Source organism: Corynebacterium sp. LK2510, assembly GCF_040946405.1.
In the GTDB taxonomy this organism is placed as follows: domain Bacteria; phylum Actinomycetota; class Actinomycetes; order Mycobacteriales; family Mycobacteriaceae; genus Corynebacterium.
On the sequence record NZ_JAYWLR010000014.1, the window covers coordinates 12951 to 26151 of the forward strand.

Consider the following 13201-nt stretch of genomic DNA (forward strand, 5'->3'; position numbering starts at 1 on the left):
GGCTCGACTACTCGAAGTAGTCTTCATCAAGCTCCACGATCTTGACCGTTCGCTTCCTCTGAATACCAACGCCGTGCCTGATCATCAACTTGGCCAGGAGTGCTCCATCGATAAGCACCACCCGCGACTGAACTGATTCCGCGTAGTTGATCGCCCCCGTGCTGAAGGAGGCTGTTGTGAAGAAAACGCCTTGCGAAGCCTGCGCTCCGTGGAGTGCCCCAACGAACGCCTGAACGTCCGGGCGGCCAATGGTCTTGGACATCTCGTAGCGCTTGGCCTGCACGTAAATGCGGGAAAGGCCCAGAGCATCTTGGTCGATGACTCCGTCGATGCCCCCATCGTTGGACAGTTGCGTTCGCGTCGCGCCACCGAACGATCCTCCGTACCCCATGGCCATGAGCAGATCGAGAACCGCTTGCTCGAAGAACGCGGGCTCCCGCTGGTGGAGGCGCTTAAGCAGGTCTTCGGCCACCATCGCCTCATTGCGCCGCTGCCCGTCTTCCACTTGCTCGAGAGGGGTCAGCTTGGTTTCGGTCTCTTGGAGTTCCGCGGCCACGGGCTCTCCAAGGGTTTTCGCGCCATGTGGCGAGCGGAAGTTCTGGTACGACTCTCCACCCTCTGCATGCAGCTGGTGTTCCGTCATGCCATCCGGAAACCTCTCAAGCAGACGACGCCCATTGTCAGTGATTCGCCACATGGCTCGCATCGGCGAGGTGATTGCTTCGGCCTTAACCAAATGCGTAATCGCCCAGCTGGCACGGTTCACATAACGAGGTTTACCGGAGGCGATTGTTACTTTGCGCTCCTCTTCGCTGATCCCCAATAAATCAGCGGCTGCTGCAACTACATCCCTCCGGCGACGAGTCTCCCCATCCGCGAGAGCTTTAAGGCACGGGACCAGATAATCGTCCCACGTTGGCGATGACATTAACTCTCCTTGTTCCGTAGCCCATCAACAATCCGGACCGTCTCCATCGCCACGCGGGTCACGCGCCCGATCAGATCCACGATGTAGCGCGGGTTACCAACTTCGTCGGCCCAGTCGTTGGGGTCGTTGACAATGCCCGATGCTTTGTCTTTCTTTACCTGATAACGGTCGATAATCCAGGCTAATGCACTGCGGGAACCAAGCATGTATTCGTCAGCCTCCGCGGGAATGCCGGCAATGGTGACCTTCGGGTTGTAGATCAGCTTGGTCACCTCGTTGACGTTCTTGCCGGTCTCCGGGTCCTTGCGCTTAGCCCACTTCATCTTGACTACGCGCCACGTCTCGCGATCCTTCTCATCACCTTTGACCTGCACGTCCAACGGCCACGATTCCACATCTTCGTACCCCACGTGCAGAGCCATCAACTCCGCTCCTGCAGCAGCGAACCTGTCGAACTCCTCGCGCGACGACGGCGTCTCGATGTGAGGCAGCATCTTCTTCAGATCCGCCGCATACTTCGTGCGGTAATCAGGGTCGTGCAGTTTGCCATAAACGAAGTGGAAAATGTCGTCACCCGTGATCCCCACGCCCAGCGCATCCCGATAGATCCCCTTGATTTCCTCGGTGATGTTGTCCGTGCGCACGTACGCATCGACGACTTCGCCAATCTCGCCGTAGGCACTCGTTTCGGAGCCTTGCTTGACGACGTCCACCCCCCCCCCGTCAAATAATCCTCCATCCTTCGTCTCTACCGGTGTCCAGGTGAAGCGGGGGAAGAATTGGGAAGTAGCAATCAAGTGAAGATCAGGGAGTTGATCCGTAGCAAGAACCGCTGGATCAACCGACTCTCCAGAGCTCACCGCGACGAAACCGATACTGCGGTGCGCCGGGGTCGGGAACATCGACGGGAGCTGGTACTGACGGTCGTTTAACGCTGGCTCGAAATATGCCTTTGCCCTCGTAAACGGCCGATACAAGGAGTTGTAAACTCGCTCATTACTCGCTTCGACAGAAGCACCCTTGGCCGCTAGATTTTTCAAGTTTGTGGTCCACGAAATCTTCGTCGTGTCCGCAAACTGTGGGTTGCGCTGCAAGAAAGCCGTGACGTCTGCTTCGCTCGGCTTCGTGATCTTCTCCTCAGCCAGCCACTGGTGAAGTGCGGCCGTTGCCTCGGTATAAGTATCCGTCAAACGTACGAGCTGTCCAAGAAGCTGGTCTTTCGTCTGTGCATACGCCCATGCATCGCGACCGGTCTTCAAACCAGCCGAGAAACTCTCAAAAAACCTCGTCGTCTTGCGTTTCTTCTCTCCAAGAACGGGCCACGTCTCAAACTCCTCGGAACGTTGATTGACCCAGTCGCCGTCCTTATTCGGGGTGATCACCTGCCAGTCGATGGTCTCAATGGACGAAGACTCGGTCATCTGGAGCTTCTGCTTGGCAGTGAGGTAGTCACCGATATCGCGGTAGTGCAGCTTGAAGCCAGAGCTGTGGGGGTCCTTAACTCCAACGGTTATGGTCACATTTGTCCTCGACCCAGAACCGAAGACATTTCCGCCTTCCAAGCGGCGTTGCTGTCCAGCAGTGCGCGCGTTGCCCCGCAAATTGAACACATAAAGGCCCGTGAAGTCCTCAGCCAGCGACAGCCGGACGCCGTCACCCGTGTTGCCGTCGATCCAACCACCGTTGGAGACGAAGGCGACAACTCCCTGGTCACCGATGCGATCAGTAGCCCACCGGAACGCACGCAGGTAGGAGTCATACAGAGAGTTCTTGTTCGTAGCGGCGGACTTCGCAGCATAGGTCTCTGCAATACGGGCGTCCAGACTCGGGTACTTGAGGTTCGCGTTGAGGTCATTGGCGGACTTCTGGCCCGCGGAGTAGGGCGGATTGCCGATCACCACGTTGATCGGCACATTCTTCTGACGCTCAATGGTGGCGTTGTTGTCCCGGAAGATCTCGAGGTCGGGAATGTCGCCATCCTCGTGGATCTGGAACGTATCGGCAAGGGCGATGTTGTTGAACGGGACGTACTCTGGTTCCGGTTCACCGTTACGCTGCGCCTCCTCGGCGCGCAGCGCGTTGTAGGTCGTCTCGATGTTGACCGCAGAGACATAATAGGCCAGCAGCATGATCTCTGTGGCAAAGATTTCGCTGGCATACTTGCGGGCCAAGTCCTCCGGCTTGATCAGGCCGGACTGTAGGAGGCGCACCGTGAACGTCGAGGTGCCGGCGAAGGGGTCGAGGATGCACACCCCTTCGTCAGTAAGCCCTTTGCCAAAGTGCTTGCGGGAAACGTCGTCGGCGGCGCGGAGGATAAAGTCAACAATCTCCACCGGGGTGTAGACGATGCCGAAAGACTCGGCCTGCTTCTTAAAGGCTTTGCGGAAGAACCGCTCGTACAGCTCCTTAATCACCTGCTGCTTGCCGGAGGCGCTGGAGACTTCCGAGGCCCGAACGCGCACCGAGTCGTAGAACTTCTCCAGCGACTCGGTCTCCGTGTCCAGCTTCGCCTTTTCCAGAGCGGTGGTCATGCGCTCCATCACCTGTGCGACGGGATTGTGCTCGGTGAAGGTGTGGCCTTCGAACAACGCGTCGAACACCGGCGCGGTAATCATGTGCTGCGAGAGCATGCTGATCGCTTCGTCGTCGGTGATCGAGTCGTTCAGGTTGCCGCGTAGGCCGTCGACGAAACGCTCGAATTCTTTCCGGAGGGTGGGGTTCGCGCCGTCGATAAGCGCCTTGATGCGCGTGATCTGCGACTGTGCAATCGTGGCGACGTCGTCCGCCCAATCCTCCCAGTAAGTGCGGGTGCCGACCTTGTCCACGAGCTTGGTGTAGATCGCCTCCTGCCACTGTTCCAGTGAAAACAGCGCCACCTGCTGGGCCATGTTCTGGCTGTCTTCCAGCGCTTCTGTCCGGTGGGAATCGATATCGTCGAGCTTGTCCTTTTCCGCTTTGACGTGGTCAGTCTCAATGGGCAAGTCGCTCACGTTGCCCTCGTTCAGTGCGATCGAGTTCACCTTCGCGTTGAAACGGTCGTCGTGAGCACGCAACGCGTTGAGGATCTGCCACACCACCTTGAAGCGGGCGTTGTCGTTGAGCGCCTGCGACGGGCTCACCCCCGGCGGCACAGCAACCGGCAGAATGATGTAGCCGTAGTCCTTGCCCTCCGCCTTGCGCATCACGCGTCCCACCGACTGGACAACGTCCACCATCGAGTTACGCGGGTTGAAGAAAATCACCGCGTCGAGACCAGGCACGTCCACGCCCTCAGACAGGCAACGGGCGTTAGTGAGCACGCGCGACTCTGTGACGGGGATGTCGGCCTCGAGCCAGGTGATCTTTCCGGAGCGCTCCAGTGCATTCATCGTGCCATCGACGTGCTGGGCAGCGATGGAGACGTCGATGTTGTGGAGGCTGACGTCGTTGAGCGCGGCGTGCTGGCGCAGCATCTCCTGGTGCGCGGCGACGAGGGATGGGAATGATTCCGCGATCTGCTTCGAGTGCTTGATGTCCTTGGCAAAGACGACGGTGCGTTGCATCGGAGTTGCACCGACGTCGAAGCCTTCCTTTTCTCCCTGGAGCTTCCCGGAACGCTTCGCCAATCCGTTCCAGGCACCGATGATCGCGGATGCGGTGGTGAGGTTTACAAGCTCGTTGGGGGAGTGGGCGAGCGCCTCGGCGGCGACGTCCTCGTCGACCGTCATGACCAGAACTTTGTAATCCGTCAACAGCCCGCGCTCCACGGCCTCGCCGAATCCGAGACGGTGGAACTCAGGGCCGTAGATCCCTTCATCGTCCATCGACGCCAGCTCAGCGGAGTGGTCGGCGGCCTTACCTTTGATGGCGTCGTCGAAAAGCCGCGGTGTCGCCGTCATGTACAGGCGTTTCGCGGCCTTGATGTAGTCCGCGTCGTGAATGCGCACAAAGTTGGAGGCGTCCTCACCGGCGAGGGTGACACCAGTCGTGCGGTGCGCCTCATCACAAATGATGAGGTCGAAGTCGTCCAACCCCGCCTGCTGCGCGTCATGAACTGCGGGAAGCGATTGGTAGGTGGAAAACACAACGTGGAGGCCCTTGGCCCGCTTGCCCGTGGCGAATGCCTCAGCGAGCTTGGCGCCGTTTGTCGATACCGGCACTTCAAGGTCATACGGGGCAATGTCCTCCGCCTGCTTGCCGGCCTTCGTATCCGAGCACACCGCAAAACTGCGCATCTCCATCGCGGACTGCGCCGTCCACTCACGCAACGTTTGCGAAAGCAACGCGATCGACGGGACGAGGAAGAGCACTCGCGCCTTGCCACCGTTATTCTTCGCAACCTGCTCTGCCAAGCGCAATGAGGTAAATGTTTTGCCGGTGCCGCAGGCCATGATGAGCTTGCCCCGGTCGCTGGTTTCGAAACCGCCAACGACATTGTCGATTGCCTCAACCTGGTGTTTGTGCGGCTTGTACGCCTCCTTCCGGGTTAGGTTGATCTGCATCTCGGAGCCGGGGAACACCACGTCCCAGTTCACCGGGGCCGAGGCAATATCAGCCATGCCGATTCGGCTGGTTTCAATAACCTGGTTGGCAAGGGCCAACTCCGCGTTCCTCGACCACCTATCTGTCGTCGAGATGATGTAGCGGTGGGAAAAGTGCTCGCGGCCCTTCTCGGTTTCAAACGACTGGCCGGAAGCCTGGAAAAAGGAATCAATGTGCGATTTTTGGATGCTCGTAGTCGGCTTGTAGAACTTCGCCTGGATCGCGACCCAGCTGTCATCGTCCTTGCGGTGAGCGACAAGATCGATACCCGTGTCTGGGAGCCCAGCGTTGTAGCGCCAATCCACCCACCGATAGACCTCATCGAACTGTTCGGCAAGAGAGGGTGCGGTCTTGAAGAAGTTGACCATCAATTTCTCGAACGCGATACCGTACTTTGCCTGCGGCTGGTTCTCGCGGAGCTGATTCAGAGCTTCTTCAAACGATGACATGGAATTGATTATGTCGTAGACACGCGGCAGGAGTGAACGCTCCGCCTCCGTCGGGGTCTGCGTGTCAGCCTCCCGTGAACAGCATCTATTCGCTGCTGAGGATGGCGCGTCAGATTCGCTGATGCGCTGATTCGGAGACCCGAAGCGTGGGAACCCGGCGAAGTTACAACAACCCCGGCCTACAGGCCGGGGTTGTGAAATAGTGTGCGCTGATCTGCATCAACGCCGCTATATGCAGAGTACATTCCGCGTTGTGAAATGTTAAGACGAACTGGGTGTGAGGAAGTCGGCGCGCCTCACATCCAGAGTCCGCGAGTTCACCCCACCGCATCGTGTCCGTTGAGCCGTTTGGGGGAGCAGTCACCCGCCACCCCACACCCAGCCCATGTTTCACGTGAAACATCCCCTAGAATCGCCACGACGGCACCAAAGCCCTAAAACATCCACCGATGGGCACCGAGCACGCCAAACCGACGTGCCCCACACCCCGATCCCCACAATCCGACCGCCCAGCACTACACCTCGCGGATCGCCTCGCCCTTCTCCGCGTTGATCGACACGTTTTCCAAGTCCACGCCGTTACCGCTGAGGTACACGCCGTCGGATCCCGCACCGGCGGCTTCGATCCCGCCGTCGATAGCAATGGCCCCGATGGTGCCGGCGACCTCGAGGGTCGCGACATTGTCGCCGGTGGTGCGCAGCTTTCCGCCGATGTGCAGCGTGTCCACCGCGCCGGTGTCCTTCACGCTGAGCGCGATGGCCTTGAGCGTGGTCTGGACTCCACGCACGAGGCTGGTGCCTTCGCCGCCGGTGGTGGTGACGTCACCAAGCACTTCAAGGTGGGGGAGCGGCTTGGATACTTGGATGCCGAGGGAGCCGTCGCCGGTTGTGGCGATGCTGTGGAAGACGGCTTTGTTGAGGCTGCCGTCGTAAAGGTTAAAGCCGCGGGCGCCTCCGCCGGTGGTGGTGATGGGCGCGGTGACTTCGAGTTCGTCGATGTCGCCGAAGTTGACAAAGCCGATGCCGCTCGCGCCCTTGGATGTGACGTCCGCCGACGCCGTCCAGGTTTTCACTGCGCCCCAGTTGTCCAGCACCATGTCGTTTTGCCCGTAGGTGGTGACCGGACCGGCATTGTCCACGACCTCGACATCCGCGCCCGAGATGACGAACACGCCGCCGGAGATCAGGTCGGCCGCGCCTGCGGAGATGCCTCCGTCGGTGTGGATCTCCCCGGTGCGCAGCCGTGTCACAGCAATGGTGCCACCGTCGCGCTGGCCCTCCCAGTCGCCGTGGCCGCCGACGAACACGCCGGAACCGCGCACGGGTTCGGAGGCACTACCTGCAGAAATGTCGAGCAGGTCAGCGGTCAGGCGCACCGCCGGATCGGTCTGGCGGTTCCACAGGGTAAACGCGCCCTGCAACGCGTCAACGCCGAAGCCGTGGGGACGGTGGTAGCGCCCGCGCGTATCAGCGGCTTCCACGTGGAGGTTGTCCACCCGGATGTGCCCGGCACGAACCTGGTCCTCCGCAATGAGCGCGACCTGGCCGCGCGTCGTCACGTCTTTCAAGGTAATGGTGCCAAGGTCCTCGACGGTGGTGTCGAGCAGGATCGCGGTCTCGGTCTCCGGCACGGTAATGGTGACGCCGTCGAGCGTCGTGTCCTTGCCCAGTCGCACACCGCGGGCGCCGAACTTCAGAGTGCCGCCGCGCAGGGTCGTTCCTTCCGGGAGAGTAATCATCGGGGAACCGGATATCTCACCGTCGATACTGATTACCGCGGCTTTGTCGGCAATGGCCTGTGCAAGTTCTTGGGCTGTGGTGACATGTGTTTCTTTGCTCATGCGCCCATTATTGCCCCGTTTCGCCCCGCCCGTCCGGTGGCGGTCAACCTCCCAGGGAACGACGCACGCTTATCGACGCCCCCGTGCCCCTCACCCCACCGCCAACACCGCTTTGAGCTGGGCGAACGTTTCAGGGCGCACGGTGTGGACCGCGCTGCGACCGTCCTGGTGGCGGGCCAGGAAACCCGCCTCCGTCAATTTCTTCAGGTGGTGCGACACCGTCGGCTGGCTCAGCCCGAGTGCGTCCGTGAGCGCGCCGACTGTCGCCGGGGCGCAGCCGTCGGCAGCGATGAGCGAGATGATGCGCAGCCGCACCGGGTCCGCGAGAGCCTTGAACGCCTCGGCGTAGCGCGCCGCCTCCTCGGTACCGAGGGCTTCGCTGGTCAGGGGGCAGCAGGGGGAGGTGCTGTGCGGCACGTCGGGAGACATGGCGCTATTATATCGACGTTCATCAATATAAGGAGTACCGCCCCATGTCTCTGCTCGACCGCTTCATCCCGGTGTGGCTCTTGCTCGCAATGCTCGCGGGCATCGCGCTCGGCCGCCTCGCCCCGGGGCTCGCACCAATGCTTGATTCCCTCTCGGTTGGCGGGATCTCGCTGCCCATCGCGCTCGGCCTGCTGATCATGATGTATCCGCCACTAGCGAAAGTGCGCTACGACAAGACCCGCGACGTCGCCGCGGACACGCGCCTGATGTCGGTGTCGCTGTTCCTCAACTGGGTGGTCGGCCCTGCGGTCATGTTCGCCCTGGCCTGGCTGTTCTTGCCGGACCAGCCGGAGCTGCGCACGGGCCTGATCATCGTAGGCCTGGCGCGCTGCATCGCCATGGTCCTCGTTTGGACGGACATGGCGTGCGCCGACCGCGAGGTCACCGCGGTGCTGGTGGCGGTCAACTCCGTGTTCCAGGTCCTCATGTTCGGGGTGATGGGTTGGTTCTACCTGCAGGTTCTTCCCACCTGGCTAGGCTTGTCGACGACCGCCGCAGACTTCTCCTTCACCGACATCGTCACCTCCGTCCTCGTGTTCTTGGGCATTCCTCTCCTGGCTGGCGCGCTCTCGCGCGTGGTGGGGGAGCGGGTGCGCGGGCGCGACTGGTACGAGTCCACGTTCCTGCCGGCCATTTCGCCCCTGGCGCTCATCGGACTGCTTTACACAGTGGTGCTGCTGTTCGCCCTCCAAGGCGATCAGATCACGTCCAACCCGCTGTCCGTCGCCAGCGTGGCCCTACCACTCTTGTGCTACTTCGCGGGCATGTTCTTCCTGGCCCTGGCGGTGAGCAAGCTCATCGGCCTGAACTACGAGCAGTCCGCGGCGGTGTCCTTCACGGCCGCCGGCAACAACTTCGAGCTGGCCATCGCCGTGGCCATCGGCACCTTCGGCGCGACCTCGGGCCAGGCCCTCGCCGGCGCCGTCGGCCCGATGGTGGAGATTCCCGTGCTGGTCGGTCTGGTGTACGTGATGCGGAGCTTGCGCCCTCGTTGGAACCCTGGCCGGAACCCCGGCCAGAACCGCTTCAGTCCAAGAACTCAAGGCTAAGAATCCAGCGCACCGACCCCGAAAAGGCGGTTTCTTAGCCTTGTGTTCTTAACCGGAACGCTCACCGACCCCACCGAAAGGACCCACACCCCATGCCTTCTGTGTTGTTCATCTGCGTCGGCAACGGCGGCAAGTCCCAAATGGCCGAAGCCCTGGCGGCGCACTACAGCGACACCCTGGAAATCCACTCCGCGGGCACCTCGCCGGGTACAGCGCTCAACGCCGAGTCCGTTGCCGCCATCGCGGAGGTCGGCGCCGACATGTCACACGGCCGCCCAAAGCCAATCGACCCTGATCTGCTTCGTCGCGTCGACCGCGTCATCATCCTCGGCGCGGATGCCCAAGTGGACATGCCCGCCGACGCCCGCGGAACCCTGGAGCGCTGGATCACGGACGAGCCGTCCGCCCGCGGCGTCGAAGGCATGGAGCGCATGCGGCTAGTGCGCGACGACATCGCGGCGCGCGTTCGCGCACTCGTCAGCGACCTCGAGCAGAAAGAACCCCCAGGCGCCTAGTAGCCGCCGGACCCGCCGGCGCCGGAGAACCCGGAGCTGTAGGACGTGTTCGTGCCGGAGCTGGCCTGCGCCTGCTGCTCGGCTTGCACATTGGAGGAGTGCCAGCTGCTCAGCGCGATAAAGGGGACATAGTTGGGGTAGGTGTAGGTGGCGTCGTAGATGCGCGGGCGTTCCAGTGCGTTGTGTTCCTTCACGTCGCTGAACTGGCGGTCCTTGACGGCCTGCATGATGACCCGGTGGTCGTCGAGAAGCCGGACGAAGTCGTCGAGGAACCCCGGTGCGCCCGGGTTGCGGTCGAGGGTGTCCACGCGGGCCTCGAGGTCGCTCAGACGCGCGCGCAGCTGCGGGTCTTCGACGTCGAGCACGGCGCGTGTGATGTCCCGGCGCAGCTCCGTCAGTTCGGAGCGGCGGGTCGCCGCGTCGCCGTTTTCTACCGCGAACAGGCGGTTGATGTTGTCCTCGGCGTTGCTGACCTGTGTCGTGACGCGCGAGGCGGACTCCAGCATGTCCCGGTGGTCATACAGCTGGGTGTCGTTGCTCGGGTCGATGCTGCCCACTCCGCCCGGGCCGGAGACCGTCTCGTGCAGAGCGAGGAAGCGCCCGCGCACTTCCGCCCAGTCGCGGCGCATCTCGTTATCGGCGAACGCGGAGGTCAGGGAGTTGGCGCGGATGTCGATGCTGTCCAGGCGCCCACTTAACTCGGTGTACTCGCGGGTGATCAGCTCGTACTGGTTGCGGGCTTTCTCGATCGCTGCTTTGCGGCGGTTGCGTGCCGCCACCCACAGCCCACCGCCGGCCAGCACTGCACCACCCGAGCCCGCGCCCGCCCCCAGTGCTGCGGCGAGGCGGTCGCCGCGCGCGCTGTCGAGCAGATAGGTGTCCACAACCTCGGGGTTGGTAGCTTCCCGCAGCCCCGCGATGAGCCCACCGGGGATGTTGTTGTCGCGCATTCCGGGGCGCATTGCCTCGAGGATGGTGTCAACGCGGTCGCGCAGCTTGATCTGCGCATCGACGTCCTCGCCGCCGTAAGCCCCGATCTCGCGCGCGTTGGGGTCCACGGCGAAAATCAGCACACCGTCGGAGTAGACATCGGTGTCGACCTCGTCCGGGTAGTTGTCCTGCAGGTACTCCAGGACCGTGTCGTTGAAGTTGTCGCGGGAGGTGTCGAAGACGAGGAAGTGGAGCGTCTCCACGGTATCCGGGTAGGTGAACTGGGCGGCGTCGCGCTCGAGGCGGTCGCGGTCGGCGGCGGTGAGTTGGTTGCCGGGGTCGTCGATAAGCATGCGCGGCGCCTGGTCGCTGTACTGGATGGCGACCTGCTCGGCACTGGGTACCTCGAGCGTGGCGGCGACGGTTCCCCCCACCCCGAGGGCCACCAACGTTGCCGCGCCTACGACTGCACCAAAACCCTTCATCGCACTCATGGCCCAATACTAGAACGGTTCCGCAATGGCGCGAGCAATGACGACGACCTCCGGACCGAACTGCTCGGCGATACGATCCTCCACCTCGCCCAGGGTGTCCGGGGTAAGCAGCCAGCCGGACCACGCGTCCTTGCCGGGGGAGAAGAAGCCGTCGCCGCGGCCGATGAGGTTCAAGGTGGCGTCGCGCATCCACAGGGGTCCGACGAGGTCGGGGTTGTCCACGGCGTCCACCAGTCCGATCTCCGGCTCGTAGGCGACGGCGTGGCAGTTGAGAACAAGCTGGTCGAACAGCTCCTGGATGCGCTCTTCCGCGCCCTCGGCCCCGAGGTAGACCACGGTGACCAGGGACAACGCGCGGTCATCGGGGACCGGGTCGCGCAGCACGAGCCCGGTTAAGCCGCCGACCTGCGAGGGGAAGCGGGAGGCATCGAATGGGTCGTCGAGAAAGAAGCTATCGATGACCGAGTCGCGGTCCGCGCCCGCCATCTCCACCAGCGCGTTCGCTTCGAACAGGTCCATGGCCTCCGGCGCGGCGAGGTTCGCATACGCCGCCTGCGTGCGCAGGTCCCACAGGTTGTAGGCGTCGCTGACGGGCTGCGGCCGCGGGGAGACCGCATACACCAGGGCGGGGCTCTCGAGCACTCGCCGCCGGTAGAGCTCGTACGCCTCATCCACCTCCCCGGGGTGGGCGAGAAACAAGGTGGTGACGATCTCCGCGCTCATACCCGACAGCATACGGCGTGCTTATCGACGCCCACCCGCCAACGTTTCACGTGAAACATCGCACGCCGCGGGGCCTATGCTGGACGCAACCCTGCACAACGGATCGTTCGGCACGTACCTGCCGATGGAGGAGACAACATGGCAACAGTGACCTTTGACAAGGCGACGCGGGTGTATCCCGGGGCAGATGCGCCGAGCGTCGATAAGCTTGACCTGCGTATCGAGGACGGCGAGTTCCTCGTCCTCGTCGGGCCATCCGGCTCGGGCAAATCGACCGCCCTGCGCATGCTCGCCGGCCTGGAGGAGACGAACGAGGGCCGCATCCTCATTGGCGACCGCGACGTGACCACAGCGGAGCCCAAGGAGCGCGACATCGCCATGGTGTTCCAAAACTACGCGCTCTACCCGCACATGTCCGTGCGCGAAAACATGGGCTTCGCCCTGAAGCTCGCCGGCATGGACAAGGCCGCCATCAACGAGCGCGTGGAAGAGGCGGCGCGCACCCTCGACCTCACCGAGTTCCTCGACCGCAAACCGAAGGCCCTGTCCGGCGGCCAGCGCCAGCGCGTGGCCATGGGCCGCGCCATCGTGCGCGAACCCCAGGTCTTCCTCATGGACGAGCCGCTGAGCAACCTCGACGCGAAGCTGCGCGTGCAGACCCGCACCCAGATCGCCCATCTGCAGCGCCGCATGGGTGTGACCACCCTCTACGTCACCCACGACCAGACCGAAGCGCTGACCATGGGTGACCGCATCGCCGTGCTCAACTACGGCGTCCTCCAGCAGGTAGGCACCCCGCGCGAGCTCTACGACCACCCAGACAACGTCTTCGTCGCCGGCTTCATTGGCTCGCCCGCGATGAACCTGGCCACCTTCAACGTTTTGGGCGGCGTTGCGCGACTCGGTGCCGCCTCAGTGCCGGTCACGCTTCCCGACGGCGACGTCATCCTCGGCTTCCGCCCCGAGGCACTCCAGATCGTCGAGGAGAGCACCGGGATCCCAGTCGAAGTCGAGTTCATCGAGGAGCTTGGCTCGGATGCCTACCTCTACGGCAACCTCGCCGGTGGCGGTTGGGTCTCCGAGGGCGTCGGCTCCGAATCCACAGGCCACATCGTCGTGCGCACCGGACCGCGCTCGGGCATTACGCCTGGCGACGTCATCAATGCCCAGGTCGCCGAGGGCGGACTGCACGCCTTCGACGCGCAGACGGGGCAGCGATTGTAGCTCGGGGTGCACTGCGTGTGGGGCAGCACCACCTCACC

9 protein-coding genes are annotated in these 13201 nt (G+C 62.7%); 3 read left to right on the forward strand and 6 right to left on the reverse strand.

The window, feature by feature from the left end:
• Window positions 1-7: 7 nt before the first annotated feature.
• The 4 genes from VVR41_RS08090 to VVR41_RS08105 form a co-directional block, all read right to left on the reverse strand.
• The gene (locus VVR41_RS08090; protein WP_368524327.1) at window positions 8-928 is read right to left on the reverse strand and encodes a restriction endonuclease; all 921 of its coding nucleotides are present in this window, start codon (window positions 926-928) and stop codon (window positions 8-10) included.
• The gene (locus VVR41_RS08095) at window positions 928-5898 is read right to left on the reverse strand and encodes a DEAD/DEAH box helicase (protein WP_368524328.1); all 4971 of its coding nucleotides are present in this window, start codon (window positions 5896-5898) and stop codon (window positions 928-930) included. The genes VVR41_RS08090 and VVR41_RS08095 overlap by 1 nt, the downstream gene beginning before the upstream one ends.
• A gap of 515 nt (window positions 5899-6413) precedes the next feature.
• A complete protein-coding gene (locus tag VVR41_RS08100) occupies window positions 6414-7739 on the reverse strand; it encodes a hypothetical protein (protein ID WP_368524329.1) in 1326 nt (441 codons plus the stop codon).
• Window positions 7740-7829: 90 nt separating this feature from the next.
• Window positions 7830-8168: an ArsR/SmtB family transcription factor gene (locus VVR41_RS08105; protein ID WP_368524330.1), complete on the reverse strand. Its 339-nt coding sequence runs from the start codon at window positions 8166-8168 to the stop codon at window positions 7830-7832.
• Window positions 8169-8212: 44 nt separating this feature from the next.
• On the opposite strand from VVR41_RS08105, the gene arsB reads away from it, so the two are divergent.
• Together arsB and VVR41_RS08115 are read left to right on the forward strand one after the other, a co-directional pair.
• On the forward strand, window positions 8213-9277 hold the full coding sequence (gene arsB, locus VVR41_RS08110; protein ID WP_368524331.1) for an ACR3 family arsenite efflux transporter: 1065 nt from the start codon (window positions 8213-8215) through the stop codon (window positions 9275-9277).
• 92 nt (window positions 9278-9369) lie between these two features.
• Window positions 9370-9792, forward strand: a complete 423-nt coding sequence (locus VVR41_RS08115; RefSeq protein ID WP_368524332.1) for a low molecular weight phosphatase family protein — start codon at window positions 9370-9372, stop codon at window positions 9790-9792.
• Here VVR41_RS08115 and VVR41_RS08120 read toward each other — a convergent pair.
• Both VVR41_RS08120 and VVR41_RS08125 read right to left on the reverse strand, forming a co-directional pair.
• A complete protein-coding gene (locus tag VVR41_RS08120; RefSeq protein WP_368524333.1) occupies window positions 9789-11216 on the reverse strand; it encodes a DUF5129 domain-containing protein in 1428 nt (475 codons plus the stop codon). The two genes, VVR41_RS08115 and VVR41_RS08120, sit on opposite strands and share 4 nt — an antisense overlap.
• Before the next feature lie 9 nt (window positions 11217-11225).
• Window positions 11226-11939, reverse strand: coding sequence for a hypothetical protein (locus tag VVR41_RS08125; RefSeq protein WP_368524334.1), 714 nt, complete (start codon window positions 11937-11939; stop codon window positions 11226-11228).
• Window positions 11940-12077: 138 nt separating this feature from the next.
• On the opposite strand from VVR41_RS08125, the gene VVR41_RS08130 reads away from it, so the two are divergent.
• Complete coding sequence (locus tag VVR41_RS08130; protein WP_368524335.1) at window positions 12078-13163, forward strand: ABC transporter ATP-binding protein; 1086 nt, start codon at window positions 12078-12080, stop codon at window positions 13161-13163.
• The last annotated feature ends 38 nt before the right edge of the window (window positions 13164-13201 follow it).

Coding starts and splice junctions, on each gene's coding strand:
- VVR41_RS08090 (WP_368524327.1), bottom strand. CDS start 928: ATGTCATCGCCAACGTGGGACGATTATCTGGTCCCGTGCCTTAAAGCT.
- VVR41_RS08095 (WP_368524328.1), bottom strand. CDS start 5,898: ATGTCATCGTTTGAAGAAGCTCTGAATCAGCTCCGCGAGAACCAGCCG.
- VVR41_RS08100 (WP_368524329.1), bottom strand. CDS start 7,739: ATGAGCAAAGAAACACATGTCACCACAGCCCAAGAACTTGCACAGGCC.
- VVR41_RS08105 (WP_368524330.1), bottom strand. CDS start 8,168: ATGTCTCCCGACGTGCCGCACAGCACCTCCCCCTGCTGCCCCCTGACC.
- arsB (WP_368524331.1), top strand. CDS start 8,213: ATGTCTCTGCTCGACCGCTTCATCCCGGTGTGGCTCTTGCTCGCAATG.
- VVR41_RS08115 (WP_368524332.1), top strand. CDS start 9,370: ATGCCTTCTGTGTTGTTCATCTGCGTCGGCAACGGCGGCAAGTCCCAA.
- VVR41_RS08120 (WP_368524333.1), bottom strand. CDS start 11,216: ATGAGTGCGATGAAGGGTTTTGGTGCAGTCGTAGGCGCGGCAACGTTG.
- VVR41_RS08125 (WP_368524334.1), bottom strand. CDS start 11,939: ATGAGCGCGGAGATCGTCACCACCTTGTTTCTCGCCCACCCCGGGGAG.
- VVR41_RS08130 (WP_368524335.1), top strand. CDS start 12,078: ATGGCAACAGTGACCTTTGACAAGGCGACGCGGGTGTATCCCGGGGCA.